This is a genomic window from Pelomonas dachongensis (assembly GCF_043555865.1).
GTDB lineage: Bacteria > Pseudomonadota > Gammaproteobacteria > Burkholderiales > Burkholderiaceae_C > Pelomonas > Pelomonas dachongensis.
Window position 1 is genome coordinate 320,404 of the sequence record NZ_JBIGHY010000005.1, and the last position, 17,026, is coordinate 337,429.

General features: G+C 71.9%; 7 protein-coding genes. 3 read left to right on the forward strand and 4 right to left on the reverse strand.

Annotated features, from left to right (window positions below; all coding sequences use genetic code 11):
• Nucleotides 1-123: 123 nt before the first annotated feature.
• Nucleotides 124-8,658, forward strand: a complete 8,535-nt coding sequence (locus tag ACG02S_RS15735; protein ID WP_394471417.1) for a GH36-type glycosyl hydrolase domain-containing protein — start codon at nt 124-126, stop codon at nt 8,656-8,658.
• 65 nt (nt 8,659-8,723) lie between these two features.
• Here ACG02S_RS15735 and ACG02S_RS15740 read toward each other — a convergent pair whose 3' ends face one another.
• Nucleotides 8,724-8,927 (reverse strand): hypothetical protein, encoded by a 204-nt coding sequence (locus ACG02S_RS15740; RefSeq protein ID WP_394471418.1) that lies wholly within the window; start codon nt 8,925-8,927, stop codon nt 8,724-8,726.
• A gap of 123 nt (nt 8,928-9,050) precedes the next feature.
• Between ACG02S_RS15740 and ACG02S_RS15745 the strand changes: the two genes are divergently transcribed.
• Nucleotides 9,051-10,565 (forward strand): ABC transporter permease/substrate-binding protein, encoded by a 1,515-nt coding sequence (locus ACG02S_RS15745; protein ID WP_394471419.1) that lies wholly within the window; start codon nt 9,051-9,053, stop codon nt 10,563-10,565.
• A 29-nt stretch (nt 10,566-10,594) separates the two neighbouring features.
• Nucleotides 10,595-11,377, forward strand: coding sequence for a substrate-binding periplasmic protein (locus ACG02S_RS15750; protein ID WP_394471420.1), 783 nt, complete (start codon nt 10,595-10,597; stop codon nt 11,375-11,377).
• 34 nt (nt 11,378-11,411) lie between these two features.
• On the opposite strand, the gene ACG02S_RS15755 is transcribed toward ACG02S_RS15750, so the two are convergent.
• The 3 genes from ACG02S_RS15755 to ACG02S_RS15765 are packed head-to-tail and all read right to left on the reverse strand — an operon-like array spanning nt 11,412 to nt 16,972.
• On the reverse strand, nt 11,412-13,646 hold the full coding sequence (locus ACG02S_RS15755; protein WP_394471421.1) for a patatin-like phospholipase family protein: 2,235 nt from the start codon (nt 13,644-13,646) through the stop codon (nt 11,412-11,414).
• Nucleotides 13,647-13,695: 49 nt separating this feature from the next.
• A complete protein-coding gene (locus tag ACG02S_RS15760) occupies nt 13,696-15,987 on the reverse strand; it encodes a DEAD/DEAH box helicase (RefSeq protein ID WP_394471422.1) in 2,292 nt (763 codons plus the stop codon).
• A 34-nt stretch (nt 15,988-16,021) separates the two neighbouring features.
• Nucleotides 16,022-16,972, reverse strand: coding sequence for a hypothetical protein (locus tag ACG02S_RS15765; protein WP_394471423.1), 951 nt, complete (start codon nt 16,970-16,972; stop codon nt 16,022-16,024).
• Nucleotides 16,973-17,026 lie beyond the last annotated feature (54 nt).

Genomic DNA, 17,026 nt, shown 5'->3' on the forward strand with positions numbered 1-17,026 from the left:
ACGGTGCGCTTTTCGCATCGTGAGGATGTTTGCTGCATGTAACGCCAGCTGTAGGAATGCGCTGACAAGCGCACGGCACGCGAGCCGCTGTCCCCCATGGACGGGGCCACCGACAGTGCCTGCATGACCGACTCGTCCACAGCTTTGCCACCTGCGCCAGCGCCGCAGGAACTGACGCCTGCCGGCGCCACCACCGCTTTCTTGCGCTTCGCCGCCGGCCCGGAGGCCGCCGCGCCGGCCGTGCGCGCGGTGCAGTTCGGCAGCGAACGCTTTGCCGAACATGGCCGCAGCCTCGCCGCCGCCCAGCGCGTCGAGGATGACCATCAAAAGCCGCGGCCGTTCTCGCCGCGGCTGCGCAGCAACCTGGAGGTGTGGAGCGCCGCGCTGGAGGTGCTGTCCGAGGAAGGCCTGCAGGCCGACACCGATCCCGCGCACGCGTGGCTGCTGGACAACGCCCGCCTGGTCCAGCAACAGCTCGACGAGGTGCTGCACGACCTGCCGCGCAGCTACTTCCAGCGCCTGCCACGCCTGGCCGACGAGCCGCTGCAAGGCCTGCCGCGCATTTACGGCGTCGCCTGGGCCTGGGTGGCGCACGCGGACAGCTCGCTGGACCTGACGGTGATGCGACATTTCCTGGCAGGCCATCACGACGCCCAGGCGCTGAAGCTGCGCGAGCTGTGGGCGCTGCCGTCCACGCTTCGCGTAGTGCTGGTGGAAAACCTGCGCCGGCTCGCCGAACGCGCGGCCTGGCGCCACATCGGCCGGCGCGCCGCGCAGCGGCTGTTCGAGGCGCTGCCGCAGCTCACCCCCGAGGCCGTGCAACACCAACTGGCCGAGTGGCAGCGCGCCTGGCCGCGCGACCCGGCCGTCGACGCGCTGGCGCTGCGCCTGCACGAGCGTCTGGTGGACCGCCAGATCGGCCTGCCCGACCACGCGGACGAGCCCGGCTCGGTCTGGGCCGCCGCGCGGCTGTGGCTGAACGACAACCTGCCCGACGCCGCCCTCGCCCAGGCGCATGAACAGAGCGAAAGCGCCGCCGACCACCAGAGCATCCGTAACGCGATCGGCAGCCTGCGCCGCATGGGCGCGGCCGACTGGGCGGGGCTGTTCCAGACCGTGCATCCGGCGCTGAGGGCGCTGGGCCACATCGACGTCTACCGCCAGGAGCACGAGAGCACGCAGGACCGCACGATGCACGCCATCGAGGCCCTGGCCGCCCGTCATGGCCTGCCCGAGGCCGAAGTGGCGCAGGTGCTGCGCCTGCTGTGTACGGACTCCGACTGGGCCGCAGACGACGCCGAGCGCGCGCCGCTGCACTGGTTGACCGGCCGCGGCCGCCAGCGTCTGTTGCAGGAACTTCGCGTCAAGGAGCGCTGGCCGGAGCGCGCCACGGCCGCACTGCTGCGTCACCGCACCAGCCTCTACCTGGGCTGCCTGCTGCTGCTGGGCGCTGCGGCCATGAGCGTACTGCTGGCCGTGGGCCTGCCCGCCGGCGCCGGTGCTTGGATGATCGCCGCCGCCCTGGTGCTGGCGCTGCTGCCGGTCAGCGAGGCCGTCGTGGCGCTGGCCAACCGGCTCATCAGCGAATGCGCGCCGCCGCTGCGCCTGCCGCGCCTGTCGTGGCCCGGTGGCGTGCCGGCCCAGGCCCGCACGCTGGTGGTCATTCCCTGCATGCTGACCGGGCCCAAGGGCATCGCCACGCTGCTCGCGCAGTTGGAGCGCCACCACCTGGCCAACCTGGAATCGCAAGCACAGTTCGCGCTGCTGAGCGACTTCAGCGATGCCAAGTCCCAGCACCTCCCTCACGACCAGTCCCTCGTCGACCAGGCGCTGGCCGGCGTGCGCGCTCTCAACGAGCGCCACGGCCCCAGCTGCGACGGGCGACCGCGCTTCTTGCTGCTGCACCGCGAGCGGCGCTGGAGCGAGACAGAGCAGCATTGGATCGGCTGGGAGCGCAAGCGCGGCAAGACCGAGGCGCTGGTGGCGCTGCTGGCCGGCCAGCCGGTGGACACATTGCCCGACCGCTTCATGGACCTGGGAGAACTGTCGCAGCCCGCGCCGGACACGCGCCACCTCCTTACGCTGGACAGCGACACTGCCCTGCCCCCCGGCGCGCTGCGCGAGCTGGTCGCCATCGCCGCTCACCCGTTGAACCGCCCGCGCGTGGCCACCACGCCGCAGGGCGGCATCACCGTCGTGCACGGTCACGGCATGCTGCAGCCGCGCATCGCCACACCGCTGGCCACCGCAGCCGGCAGCTCCACCGTTCACGGCACCTGGTTCCACAGCCTGTTCGCGGGCCAGCCGGGACTGGATCCGTACAGCGCAGCCAGCTCCGAGGTCTACCAGGACCTCTTCGACGAGGGCAGCGCGTCCGGCAAGGGTCTGATCGACGTGCAGGCCGCCGCCCAGGTGCTGGCGCACCGCCTGCCCGAGGGCCAAGTCTTGAGTCACGACCTGCTGGAAGGTTCGCTGATGCGCTGCGCCGGCGTCAGCGACGTGACGCTGGTGGAGGCTGCGCCCATGCACGCCGACGTGGCCGCTTCGCGCATCCACCGCTGGACGCGCGGCGACTGGCAGCTGCTGCCCTTCATCGCCAACGCACGTCGCTGGGGCCTGCGCGGCATCCACGTCTGGAAGATGCTGGACAACCTGCGCCGCAGCCTCGTCGCACCTGCGGCGCTGGTGCTGCTGGTGACCTCGTGGCTGGGCGTGGGCCTGACGCCCGGCTGGGCGCTGGCGGCTGTGGCCGCGGCCTTCGGCGCCGGCCCGCTGATGGGGGCGCTGGCCGGCTGCGCGCCCACGCGCGACCGCATCTCGCTGCCGCGCTTCTACCGCCAGGCGCTCATCGAGCTGGGCCGCGCGGCGGGCAGCACGCTGTGGCACCTGGCCATGCTGCCGGCCGCCACGTGGCTGCAGCTGGACGCCATCACGCGCGCGCTGTGGCGGCACTACCGAACGCGCCGCGGCCTGCTGGAATGGACCACCGCCGATGCCGCGGAAGCCGCCGCCCGCACAGACTGGGGGCCGCTGTGGCGCCAGCACCGCAAACTGACGTTGGCCAGTGGCGTGCTGGCAGTCGCGCTGATGGCGGCGGCGTCGCTGGGCGTGCCGCTGGCCTGGGGCGAGGCGCTGCCGCTGCTGGCCGCATGGCTGCTGTCGCCGCTGTGGATTGCGCTGGCGAGCCGGCCACGCGCCCGGCCGCGCCGCGAGGCGCTCAGCGACGACGACCGCCACTACCTGCTGGGCATCGCGCGCGATACCTGGCGCTGGTTCGAGCGCTGGGTGACGAAGGACGACCACGACCTGCCGCCCGACAACGTGCAGTTCGACCCTGACGTCGCGGTGGCGCACCGCACCTCCCCCACCAACATCGGCCTGTACCTGCTGTCCGCCTGCTGCGCGCGCGAGTTCGGCTGGCTGCACGACGTGGGCCTGGCGGAACGCGTCGGCCGCACGCTGGACACGCTGGACCAGCTGCCCAAGCACCGCGGCCACGTCTACAACTGGGTCGACACGCAGCGACTGACCGTGCTGGAACCGTACTACGTGTCGGCCGTGGACAGCGGCAACCTGTGCGCGCACCTGCTGGTGGTGGCTGCCGCCTGCGAGGGCTTCGCGCGCGGTGGCGACGGCTTCCCGCCGCCAGCCGACGTGTCTGACGCGCTGAACCGTGTGGCGGCGCGCGCCCGGGCACTGGCGCTCGCCCACGACTTCTCCTGGCTGTACGACCCGCAGCGCCGCCAGCTGCACATCGGCGCGGTTGCCCCCATGGGCTGTGAGCATGGCACCGAGCGGCTGGACTTGAACCACTACGACCTGCTGGCGTCCGAAGCCCGGCTGGCCAGCCTCGTTGCCATCGCCAAGGGCGACCTGCCGGCGTCTCACTGGGGCGCACTGGGTCGGCCGTTCTTCTCGCGCGGCCAGGTGACCGGGCTGAAAAGCTGGTCGGGGTCGATGTTCGAGATGCTGATGCCGTCGCTGGTGCTGGACGAACCGGCCGGCAGCGCGCTGGAACAGGCGGCGCGCGCCACGGTGCTGGAGCAGATCCGCGAAGGCAAGGCGCGCGGCCTGCCGTGGGGCGTTTCGGAGAGCGCGTATGCCAAGCGCGACGAGAGCCTCGCCTACCAGTACGGCCCGCAGGGCACGGCCGCGCTGGCGCTGCGCGACACGCCGCCGGACGAGATCGTCATCGCGCCCTACGCGACGCTGATGGCCACGATGGTGATGCCGCGTGCGGCTGTCGCCAACCTGCGCCACCTGCAGGCGCTGGGCGCGCGCCACGACACCGGCTTCATGGAGGCGCTGGACTACACCCCGAGCCGGCAGCCCGAGGCCTCGGGAGACCAGCCGGGACCGAAGCTGCAGCGCATCGCCACGACGATGAGCCACCACCATGGCATGAGCCTGATTGCGCTGACCGAGGTGCTGTGCGGCGGCGCGCCGCAGCGCTGGGCCGACGCCGAGCCGCGGCTGTCGGCCGTGCGCTGGTTGCTGCACGAGCGCGCGCCGCACGAGGTCGCGCCGCTGGTGGAGCCGCCGCGCGCGGCGCGCCGTGCCGTGCCGCGGCGCACGCACACGTCGCTGGCGGTGCCCGACGTGCGCGGACGCGCGCTGCCCGCCACCGCCTGGCTGGGTCACGGCAAGCTGACCGCGATGCTGCGCGAACACGGCGGCGGCACGCTGATATGGGGCGAGCCCGGCCAGCAGGTGCTGGTCAACCGCTGGCACGATGACCTCGCGCAAGACCTGCTGGGCCACCACCTCCACCTGCGGGACCTGGACACGCCCTGGCCCGCCAGCACCGAGCAGAGCTGGCGCGGCGGCCCCGAGTCCAGCCCCTGGCGCTCGCTGACGCTGCGGCCCACGCCCGGCCCGCAATGGCGCTATGGCGCACGACTGCATCCGGCCAGCGCGCAGTTCACGGCCGAGGGCGAGCAACTGCATGCGCACACGGAGGTGTGGGTGGCCGTGGAGGACGACGTGGAGCTGCGCCGCGTCACGCTGCGCAACCTGTCGGACCGCGACCGCCGCATCGTGCTGGTGTCCAGCTTCGAGCCGGTGCTGGCGCCGGCGCGCGCAGACCTGGCACACCCGGCCTTCGGCAAGCTGTTCCTGCAGGCCCACTGGCTGCCGGACAAGCGTGCGCTCTGCTGGGAGCGCCTGCCGCGCGGCCACAAGGAACAGGCCGTGCATGCGATGCACGCGCTGTCCGGCCTGGAGCTGGAGGGCGGCGCGCGGCTGGAGCGGCTGCAGGCCGGCGCCGACCGCGCGCACTGGCTGGCGCGCGGCGGCCGGCCCGGCCAGCCGGGCGGCGCCATCGCCCGCGCCGAGGCCAAGGCGCTCATCAACGGCCAGGTCACGGGCCTGGCCAGCGCCGCCGGTGAGCTGGACACCGGCAACGATCCGATCTCGCTGATCCACGTGACGCTGACGCTGCCGCCCGGCAGCCGCGTGATGCTGACTGTGTCCACCGCCGCGGCGGCGGATGCGCAGACGCTGAACCACGTGCTGGACAAGCTCGCGCAGGAGCCGCTGCGGGAGCGCACGCTGACGCTGGCGCACACGATGGCAGGCGTGCGAACGCAGGGCGCGGGCCTGGCCCCGGGCGCCTGGCGTGCCGGGCTGTCGTTGCAGACGCTGCTGACCTCGCAGGCCGCGCGCGAAGGCGTGGCAGCGCTGGAAGGTAGCTTCCAGCGCGACGCCTTGTGGCGGCACGGCATCTCGGGTGACGCGCCCATCATCCTGATCCGCGTGGCCGACACCACCGGCGTGATGATGGTGCGCGAGCTGTGCGCGCTGCTGCAGGCGCAGGGCAGCCCGCTGGCGGTGGACATCGTCGTGCTGGACGCGGAGCCAGCCTCCTACCTGGCGCCGGTGTCGCGCGCGTTGCGCTCGCTGGCCGAGCAGATCCGCGGCCGCGCGAAGCTGCACGTGCTGGCGGACGCCGCCGTGCAGGACGACACGCGCTTTGCGCTGAACCTGCTGGCGCGCGTGCGGTGGTTTGCCGACGGCCGGCCGCTGGCGCAGGCGCTGGAGCGCCTGACCGCCCCGCACGAGCAGGCCGCCAAGGCGCGCCGCGAGGCTGGCGCCATCCATGTGCAGTGGCGCCACGCGGAGCCGGGCGCTCAGCAGCCGGCGTACGACTTCGACACCGCCAGCGGCGCCTGCGGCTTCGAACTGGAACCGCAGGCCCAGCCGCCGCGGCCATGGGTCAACGTCATCGCCAACGAGGGCTTCGGCTGCCAAGTGTCCGAGCGCGGCGCCGGCATGGCCTGGGCCGCCAACAGCCGGCTGCACCAGATCACGCCCTGGTCCAACGACGCGCTGCTGGACTCGCCCGGCGAGTGGCTGATCCTGCATTGCCTGGACAGCGGCTGCGCCTGGCTGCTGGGTCGCGCCAGCGACCACCAGGCCGTGGCCCACCTGCCCGGCGCCACGGCGATGGCCTTCACGCTGCCCGGCATGGTGGTGCGGCTGCGCTGGACCGTGGACGCCGACACCGCGGTGCGCCAGTGCCAGGTGGAGCTGCACGCCGCGCCGGGCAGCGCGCCGCGCCGCCTGAGGCTGCTGGCCGCCGCGCAATGGCAGCTGGGCATGGACAGCGGCGCGCGCCGGAGCGTGGTCACGCGCATCGAGAGTCCTGCAGTCAGCGCTGGCCCCGACGCGCCGGTGCTGGTGCTGGCCACACAGGCCGACGGGCTGAACGGCTTCGGCGGCCAGACGGCGTGGATGGCGCTGCGGCCCACCCGCGGCGGCGACGTGACGGCCGATGCGTTGCCCGAGCTGGCCGAGGACCATGCGCTGTGGCCGTGGCCGAAGCAGGCCGGCTTCGCGGCTGACCTGAACCCACCGCGGCAGTGGCACGCTGCCGTCGAGGCCAGCGGCGACCGCCGGCTGCTGTTCGACGGCGAGGGCCGCCTGGTCATGCCGCAGGCGCTGGACGGCCAGGCCGGCCCCGGCACCGATCCCGCCGCATTGCTGGCTGTGGCGCTGCGCCTGGAGGCCGGCCATGCCTGGCACGCCACCGTGCTGCTGGGCCATGCGCCCTCGCTGGTGGCCGCTCGCGAGCTGGCCCGCAATGCCTGGCAGCAGGACCCATTGCGCCGGCTCGCCGCGCAACGCCAGGTGTGGCGCCGCCTCAGCAACGCCGTGCAGGTGGCCACGCCTGACGCGGGTTTCGACGCGCTGGTCAACCACTGGCTGCCAGCGCAGGTGCTGGGCTGCCGCATCTGGGGCCGCGCAGGCTTCTTCCAGGCCGGCGGCGCCTTCGGCTTTCGCGACCAGCTGCAGGACGCGATGTCGCTGGTGGGCCATGCGCCCGAGCGGCTCGCGGAGCAGATCCGCCGCCACGCGCGCCGCCAGTTCCCGCAGGGCGACGTGCAGCACTGGTGGCACGAACCTGCCGGCGCCGGCGTGCGAACGCATTTCGCCGACGACCGGTTGTGGCTGGCGCTGGCGCTGGCGCTCTACACCGAGCGCACCGGCGACACGGCGCTGGCCGACGAACAGCTGCCCTTCATCCATGGCCGCGAGGTGCCCGAAGGCGCGGAAGACATCTACGAGACGCCCGAGGTCAGCAGCGAGACGGCCAGCCTGTACGAGCACGCTGCACGCAGCATTGACGTGAGCCTGCCCGTGGGCGCGCACGGCCTGCCGCTGTTCGGCACCGGTGACTGGAACGACGGCATGAACCGCGTCGGCGCCGAGGGCCGCGGCGAGTCCGTGTGGATGGGCTTCTTCCTGTGCGGCGTCATCGACGCGCTGCGGCCCATGGCCCTCGCCCGCGGCGAGCAGGCGCGGGCCGAGCGCTGGAAGCAGGCGCGCGACCGACTGTCGGCCGCGCTGGACGCCAAAGCCTGGGACGGCGAGTGGTACCGCCGCGGCTGGTTTGATGACGGCACGCCGCTGGGCACGCACACGGCCAGCGAATGCCGCATCGACCTGATCGTGCAAGCCTGGGCCGTACTGACCGGCGCGGCCGACGCCGCGCGCGCGGCGCAGGCGCTGGACAGTGCCTGGCGCGAGCTGCACGACCGCGACGCCCACCTGCTGCGACTGCTGTGGCCGCCGTTGAAGGACCACCAGCCCGAGGCCGGCTACATCCAGGCCTACCCCGGCGGCGTGCGCGAGAACGGCGGGCAGTACAACCATGCCGCCACCTGGGCCCTGATGGCCAGCGCACGGCTGGGCCAGGCGGACCGGGCCTGGGCGGCCTTCACGGCGATCAGCCCGGCGCATCGCGGCGCGCATGGCGCCGTCTACGGGTTGGAGCCATTCGCCGTGGCGGGTGACATCGAGACCGCGAAACCGCATGCCGGCCGTGGCGGCTGGAGCTGGTACACGGGCGCCGCCGGCTGGCTGCTGCGCGCGGCCGTGGAAAGCATCTGCGGTGTGCAGCTGGCCGCCGGCCACCTCAGCGTGCAGCCCTGCCTGCCGCCCCACTGGTCTCAGGCGCGCGTGCGGCTGGACGTGGAGGGCCGTGTCATCGAGCTGCTGGTGCAGCGCGCCTCGGGGCAGTCACAGGCGCCGGCCGGCTTCCGTGCCCTGCCCCCGGGCAAGGTGCTGGTGCTCGCGGACGAGCCGGGCGAGCTCAAGCTGTGGGTGCCCGTGCCCGAGCTAGCCCAGGTGCCGCGTGCCGAACCGGCGGTGGTGTGATCGGCAAAAAGAAAGCGGCCCCTGCGGGGCCGCTTGTCCGTTCGGCAAAATTTGCCGGTTTTCGCTCAGGCGGAGAAGCTCAGGAACACCGCCATCACGACGCCGCCCAACACGACGGTGGTGAACAGCCGGTGGCCGACGGCAGCGTCCAGAGCCTCCAGCGAGCACAGCGCACGCAAGCTGCGATCCGACAGGCGGCGGCACTGGCGCAGGTGGGCGCCCAGGCTGTCACTGTGCTGGCGAAGCAGAAGATCGGTGGCTCGGGACATGGGGGTACTCCTGGGTTCTGGATGGGACTTCAATTTGGGACCGCAACCGCGCTGTTGCATTCGGAGACGTTCTGCCGTTTGCGTAGGACGAGGACTACCGGCTTTGAGGCAGCATTGCCGCTCATGAACCTGCGTCGCTTCGCCGTGCTGATGGGCCTTGTATGGCTATGCAGCAATTTGCATGCCCAGACCCTCAAGGTCGGCTCCAAGCGGTTCACCGAAAGCTATCTGCTGGGCGAAATCGTCAGCCAGACGTTGCAGTCGCAAGGCGTGGCGGCCGAGCACCGCCAGGGGCTGGGCAACACCGCCATCCTGGCCGCCGCGCTGCGCGAGGGTCAGATCGACCTCTACCCCGAGTACACCGGCACCATCGTGCGCGAGCTGCTGCAGCGCAACGCGCCGGCCGACGCGCAGGCGCCGCTGGCGCAGATCAACGCCTGGCTGCAGCCGCTGGGGTTGAAGGCCGCCGTGCCGCTGGGCTTCAACAACAGTTATGCGCTGGCCATGCGCGAGCCCGACGCGGCGCAGCTGGGCATTGCGACGATCTCGGACCTGGCGGCCCGGGCGCCGGCGTTGAAGCCGGGTCTGTCGCACGAGTTCATCGCCCGCGCCGACGGTTGGCCGGCGCTGCGGCGGGCCTATGCCCTGAAGCTGGCGCCGGGCAACGGGCTGGACCACGGTCTGGCCTACCAGGCACTGGCCAACGGCCAGGTCGACCTCATTGACGTCTACACCACCGATGCGCAGCTCGCCCGCCAGCCGGTGCGCGTGCTGCGCGACGACCGCGGCTTCTTCCCCCGCTACGACGCGGTGCTGCTGATGCGCGAGGGCGTCGACGAGGCGCCGCTGCTTCCGCTTGCCGGCCGGCTGGACGAGGCGCAGATGATCCGCCTCAACGCCGCGGCCGAGTTGCAGGGACAGGATTTCGCGGTCGTGGCGCGCAGCTTCCTCGGCGCCGCGACGGCCACTGGCACCCCGCCCGCGTCGGGGTTGATGCAGCGGTTACTGGCCCCCGACCTGCCGCGGCTGCTCGGCCAGCACCTGCTGCTGGTGCTGGGCTCGCTGGCACTGGCCGCCGCGCTGGCCGTGCCGCTGGGCATTGCCGCACACCGGCTCCCGCGGCTGGCCGCACCGGTGATGGCCGCCGTGGGTCTGCTGCAGACGCTGCCCTCGCTGGCGCTGCTGGCCTTCCTGATCGCCGTGGTCGGGCGCATCGGCTGGCTGCCGGCGCTGCTGGCGCTGTTCGTCTACGCGCTGCTACCCATCGTGCGCAACACGCACGCGGGCCTGCAGGCGGTGCCGGGCGGTCTGGTGCAGGCGGCGCTGGCGCTCGGCTTCACGCGCGGCCAGGCGCTGAGTGTCGTGGAGCTGCCGCTGGCGCTGCCGATGCTGCTGGCCGGTGTGAAGACCGCCGCCGTCACCAACGTCGGCACGGCCACCGTGGCGGCCTTCGTCGGCGCGGGGGGGTTGGGCGAACGCATCGTTGCCGGGCTGGCGGTCAACGACCCCGCGCTGATGCTGGCCGGCGCCCTGCCCGCCGCGGCTCTGGCCATCGCGATGCAGCTCGCGTTCGACGCGGCCGAGCGCCGGGTCGTGCCGCACAATCGGCCCAGCAGGGCTGATGGCAACGGGACATGAACGCGCGGACGCGATCAGGTTGGTGGTTGATGGGCTGGCTGGTCGCCGCCAGCGCCCAGGCCGCCTGCACCCGGGCCGTCAACGTGCCGCTGGCGCCTATCGGGCGCAGCGTCAGCTTCGACGGCGGCAAGGCCCAGGGCATCTATCCGACACTGCTGCGCGAGGTGTCCGCCGCCTCGCAATGCCAGATGGACCTGCGCAAGGTGCCACGCGCGCGGCTGCAGACGATGTTCGACGCCGGCCAGGCCGACATCCTCATTCCGGCCTCCGCCACACCCGCCCGCGATGCGACGGCGGAGTTCGTGCCGCTGATCCAGGTCCGCGTGAGCCTGCTGACGTTGGACGGCGACGCGCCTGTGCCGCGCTCGCTGGCCGAGATGCTGGCCCAGCCGGATTACAAGCTGGCGGTCGTGCGCGGCTTTTCGTTCGGTGCAGCCTATGACGAGGCCATCGCCGCGCTGCGCCAGCGCAATCGCCTGATCGAGGAGCCCGACCCCAGCGGTGTCACGCGCGCGCTGCGCCAGGGCCTGGCACACGGCACGGTGATGGCGGCCTCCATCCTGGTCGGCACGCTGGTCAACGAGCCCGAGCTGACGCCGCTGCTGAAGCGGCTGCGCGTGGAGCCGCTGGACGAAATGGCATGGAGTGCCAGCGGCCTGTACCTGTCGCGCCGCAGCCTGGACGAGGCCGAGCGCCGCACGCTGCGAACGGCGTTCGTGCACGTGGCGCGCAGCGGCCGCGTGTGGCAGCTGTTCAACGACCACCACCCGCCGGGCAGCCTGGGCGTCAGCATCCGACCGCTGCCGCCCTGATCGAGCGCAACGCCGGCCGAGGTCACGGCGGGCTTCAAGGCTGCCCGAGGTACAGGTACACCGCCTGCGCGTTGGCGCTGGCTCGGCCATAGCCGAGGTAGAAGGGGCCCACCGGTGTGTCCACCCCCAGGAAGATCGCGTTGCCGCGCCGGCTGGCTGCCTTGTCCGGCCCACTCACCGCGTCGCCGATGCGGCCGGACTCGGCCGACACACCCACGAAGGCGCCCTCCAGCAGTCCGCCCTGGCGCAGCTGGTAGGTGTAGATCAGGCGCCCGAAGCGCATGCCACGCCCGACGAACTCACCGGTGTGATAACCCGACAACTGCAGGAAGCCGCCCAGCTGCGACAGCTCGTGCGCCGGCAGCTCCTTGTCGGCCCCCACCGCGCCGGCGCCGGTCAGGCTGGCGCGCAGCGTGTGGCGCCCCAGCGAGTAGGCGGCGCGCAGGTCCACGCCGAGCTTGGTGTAGACGCTGGTGGCACCCAGCGCGCCCAGCGAACGCTGCCACTTCACCGACGCGGCATAGCCGAAGCGCGGGAAGCGCACGCTGTCCAGCTCGTCGAACCGCAGTTGCAGCGACAGGCCGCCCACCGAATCGCTGGGCAGGTCGCTGACCAGCAAAGGCGCGACCTCGGTGCCAAAGCTGGCGCGCCCGCGCACCAGGCCAAAGCGCACCTCGCCCGCCGTGCCCAGCGGCGCACCCACGTCCACGCCGACCAGCGACTTCGTGACCTTCAGCCGCGCAAAGCGCCGGCCCTCCTGGTAGAGATCGAACGGGTCGCGCCGGTAGTCGCCCCAGCCGGAGACGAACCAGCGCTGCGCCTCAGACAGCGGCTGGTACCACTCGCTGCGCAGGCGCTCCGTGCGACCGATCTGCACGTCATTGCGCCACTCGCCGCCCAGCCGGTTCAGCCAGGTCCAGCGGTGGCTGAGCAGCGCGTTGAAGTAGGCGTTGCCCTCGAAGTCGGTCGACAGGCCCAACCCGAAGCGCAGGTAGTGCGGGCCCCAGGCTTTCTCGGCGACGTCCACCGTCAGCACGCGGCCGGTGCCCGGCTCGTCGACGACCCGGTAGCTGACATGCTCGAAATCGCCGCGCCCGTAGATGCGCTTCAGGTCACGATCGGCCACCTCGGTGTCGAAGTGCTCGCCGGCACGCGATTCCATCGCCGCGAGCACGACGGCGGGCTCCACGTTGATGGCACCCACCACACGCACCTCGTCAATGCGCCCGACCGCGGCCTGCTCCGCCACTCGTCGGGTATCCACCAGCCGCGCATAGCCACGCTCATCGAGGGCCAGCCTGGACAGCACCTCCGCGGCCTCGCGCGCCGAGCGCTCGCCGGCGGCCACCGCTTCGGGCAGCCGGTCGAAGTCGGCCGTGGCCACGGTGCCCAGGTCGGGCGTCAGCAGCACGTCGCGCGGGGTCAATTCGCTGAGCGACTGGTTGACGTTCTTGGCCGTCAGGATGCGCACCATCTGGTCGGCGACCGACAGCAGCGACACGATCTCCTTGCGCGCAAGCAACGGCGTGCCGATGTTCACAGCGATGATGATGTCCGCACCCAGGCTGCGCGCGACATCCACCGGCAGGTTGCGCACCACGCCGCCATCCACCAGCAGGCGCCCCTCCAGCTGCACCGGGTTGACGGCAGCAGGCAAGGCCATGCTGGCGCGCACCGCGTCACTGAGGCTGCCGTGGTCCAGCACCACCATCTCGGACGTCGACACGTCCGCCGCGATGGCACGGAAGCGGATGGGCAGCTGATCGAAGTTGGCGCTGCGTTGGCGCGCCGTCAGCCGGCGCAGCACCGCCTCCAGCGACACGCCCGAGATGGCGCCCTTGGGCAGCTGCACGCCGTTGGGTCCCAGGCCGACCTCGGGGCCGATGAAATCGACCCCGTCGTCCTCCTTTCGGCGCAGCGGCAGGTCCTCGCGCGCCACGTCGCGGAACAGACTGGCCGTGCGCAGCCCGCTCATTTCCTTCTCGATCGCGCGCAGCGGCATGCCACTCGCATAGGCCGCGCCGACGATGGCGCCGGCGCTGGTGCCCACCACCACGTCCACCGGCACGCGCAACTCCTCCAGCACCTTCAGCACGCCCAGGTGCGCAGCCCCGCGCGCACCGCCGCCCGACAGCACCAGGCCCACCTTCGGCCGCTGCGCACCCGGCGCCGACGGCGTTTGCGCAAACGCCGGCAGCGAAAGCCCCACCGCCGCCAGCAGCGCGACGCAGCGCACGCTGAAGCGGAGATTGCGGGGCAGCGTCGTCATGGCGCGCGATGCTACAGCGGCCCCGTGCGGTTCTGCCCTCCAGCTGACCTCAGGCCGCGTCCGCCGCGCCGTCTTCGAGGGGCGCCAGCAGCCGCTCCAGCTCCGGCAGGCTGAACTTGCTCAGGCTGGCACCGTCGTCCTGCCCCAGCAGGCCATCGGCCAGTGCGCGCTTTCGGGCCTGCAGCTCCAGCATGCGCTCCTCGATGCTGCCCTGCGCGACCAGCTGGTAGACAAACACCGGCTGGTGCTGCCCGATGCGGTGCGCCCGCGCGCTGGCCTGCGCCTGCACGGCTGGGTTCCACCAGGGGTCGACGTGGATGACGGTGTCGGCGGCGGTCAAGTTCAGGCCCACGCCGCCGGCCTTCAGGCTGGCCAGCAGGATGGGCTCCTCGCACGCCTGAAAACGCGCCACGACGGCACCGCGCCGCGCGGCAGGCGTCGCGCCGCTGAGACGCAGGTGCGGCAGGCCCAAACGGTCCAGTTCAGCGGCAATCAGGTCGAGCATCTCGGTGAACTGCGAGAACACCAGCAGGCGCCGGCCCTGCGCGACGAAGTCCGGTAGGTGCTCGTTCAACCATTCGAGCTTGGCGCGCTCGGTGTGCGGCGCCATGTCCACGCCCTTCAGCAGCCGCGGGTCGCAGCACACCTGGCGCAGCTTCAGCATCGCGTCCAGCACGCTGATGAGGCTGGTCGGGCTGAAGCCGTCGCGCTCCAGGATGCGTCGCACCATGTGGTCGGCTGCCACTCTCACGCTTTCGTAAAGCTGCTTCTGCTGGCCGACCAGCGTCACGCGCTTGACGAACTCAGTCAGCGGCGGAAGCTCGGTCGCCACCTCGCTCTTGAGGCGGCGCAGGATGAAGGGCCGCACACGTGCCGCCAGCAGCCGCGCGCGGGCACCGTCTCCGTTGAGCTCGATGGGCTTGCGCCAGTGCCGCGCGAACGTGCGCGAGTCGCCGAGAAAACCGGGCATCAGCAGGTCAAACAGCGACCACAACTCGCCCAAGTGGTTCTCCAGCGGCGTGCCGGTCAGCGCCAGCAGGTGGCGGGCGTTCAGCCGGCGCAGCGCCCGCGCCGCGCGAGCCTGCGCGTTCTTCACCGACTGCGCTTCGTCCAGCATCAGCAGGTGCCAAGGCTGGCTCGACAAGGCGCGCAGGTCGCGCCATACGAGGTTGTAGGTTGTCAGCACGACGTCGGCGTCGCCCAGCGACACGCTGGCCGCGCGGTAGGCGCCGTGCCAGGTCTGAACCCTCAGCCCTGGGGTGATGCGCGCGGCCTCCTGGCGCCAGTTGAACAGCAGCGATGTCGGCACGATGACCAGCGCGGGTCGGTCCAGCCGACCCGCCTGCTTCTCCACCCAGATGTGCGCCAGCGCCTGGGCCGTCTTGCCCAGGCCCATGTCGTCGGCCAGGATGCCGGCGAGGTGCTGCTCGCGCAGGTATTGCAGCCAGGCGAGGCCGTGCAATTGATACGGCCGCAGCTGCAGGCCCAGCCCCGGCGGCTGCGCGAAGGCCGCCGGCGTGCCTGCGGCGATCAGCCGCTGCGCCAGCGCGCGCAGGCCGGCGTCGCCGTGGATCTTCCAGCGGCCGCGCGACTCCTCATCGATGCAGCGCAGCCGCGCCGCGTCCCAGTCGTTCAGGCGCAGCGGTTCGCCCTTTTCCAACTGCGCCGGCTTCAGCAGGTCCAGCAGCGCCAGCATGATGGCCTTCAGCGGTGCGGCGGTGGCGTGGTAGCGGCGCCCGCCCGGCGCTCGCAGGCTGACGATGGCGTCGTCCTCGATGGCGGCGATGGCCCAGGCATCCAGCCAGCGCTTGTCGCGGCGCAGCAGGTTGGCCAGCAACGGCGCCAGGTCGATGCGGGCGCCGTCCACCTCCATGCCGAGGCTCACCAGCCATGCGCCCTGCCGGCGCTCCAGGCCCGTGCCCGGTACGCGACGGCTGGGCTTGAGTGCGGTGTCGTCGGCCTCGCTGACCCCCAGCTGCCAGCCGCTGACCGCTTGGCTGTGATGGGCGAAGCCCGGCTCGGTCGTGACCTGCCAGCCTTGCGCCTGCAACTCGGGTACTTCCTCGACGAGGAAGTCGCCGAAGAATTCTTCCTGGACCAGCGTCCACAGTGATTCGCCACCCAGCGGCGGCGGCGGTCCGCGCCATTGCAGCAGCGCGGGGTCGAGGGCAATGAGACCCATCTTGAGCAGCGTGTGCTCGGCGTCGGCATCCCGCCGCGCCAGCATGGCCACCGTCACCTGCTCGCCGCGCGGGCCGATGGCGCCGCGGGGCCGCAGGCCCAGCAGGCCGTCGCCGCGCGTCAGTGTGCGCAGCGTGAGGTGGGGTGGAGCAACAGACATCGCGACAGTCTCGCAGGGCCGCAGCCCGGCGCGCTCATCGGAGGGTCGCAACCTCGGGCCTGGGCACCTTGACGCGCTCGACGATGTGCTGCGCCGTGAGCTGAGCCTGGCGGCGCATCTCGTACGTCAAGCCGTCGTGGTCGAAGCGGTACCCGAGCTTGCCGACGAAGACACCCGCGAGCGATTCGGCCATCCCCACATACGGCCGGATCAGTGCGCCTACTTCCGGATCGTTCGCGGCAATCTCGAAGGCCAGGCGCAGGCTGCGTTGCTGGTCCAGCGACATGCCAAACAGTGCGGGCTTGTTGGACGTTACGGGTATCAACGAGAACACATGCCCAGCGACTGCGTCCCGCACAAGGCTCTCCAGCACCTCGGGCCGGCGCTGGCCGAGGTTGAAGCTCTCCACCGCCGCGCCGATCACGCCACGCGCCACGGCAACGTCCAGCAGCGCTGATCGCAGTTGCACGGGGTCACCCACGACCGTCTGGCAATTGGCAAGGATGCGGTGGTAGGCCTGGAACTCGGCGTCCCTGACCGCCGACAACGCAGGGTCACCGCCGGCCGCGACCTGCCGCTGGATGGATTCGGGCCGCATCAACCGGGCGGTGATGTCGCATTCCCGGAGCTTGCGCGCCAGGTCCGCCGCCATGACGCCATCGTGCTTCTGCAGGGCCTGCTGGATCTGTGTCTGCAACGTGCCGGGATAGAGGGCCCAGTCGATGGGCACCGAAATGCGCGGCCCGGTCGGGGCGACCAGGCTTTCAGTCGCTGCGGGCGGCGCGGCAACAGGCACGCTGGGGGACGGCCCGGTCGACTGAACAGCGGCGGTGCGCCCCGGAACCAACGGTGCTTGCGCCGCAGCCGCCGCAGGAAGTCCTGCGGCATCAGGCTCGGCCGACATCCCTGCAAATGTGAGAACCAAGCCCACGACCACCACCACCCCGACTGCGATGGTGAGTCTGCGTCTGCTTTGCTTGTTCATGACCCATTCTGGCTGCCGGCTGCCAGGAAGCACAAAGGGCGGGCCACCGTCGCC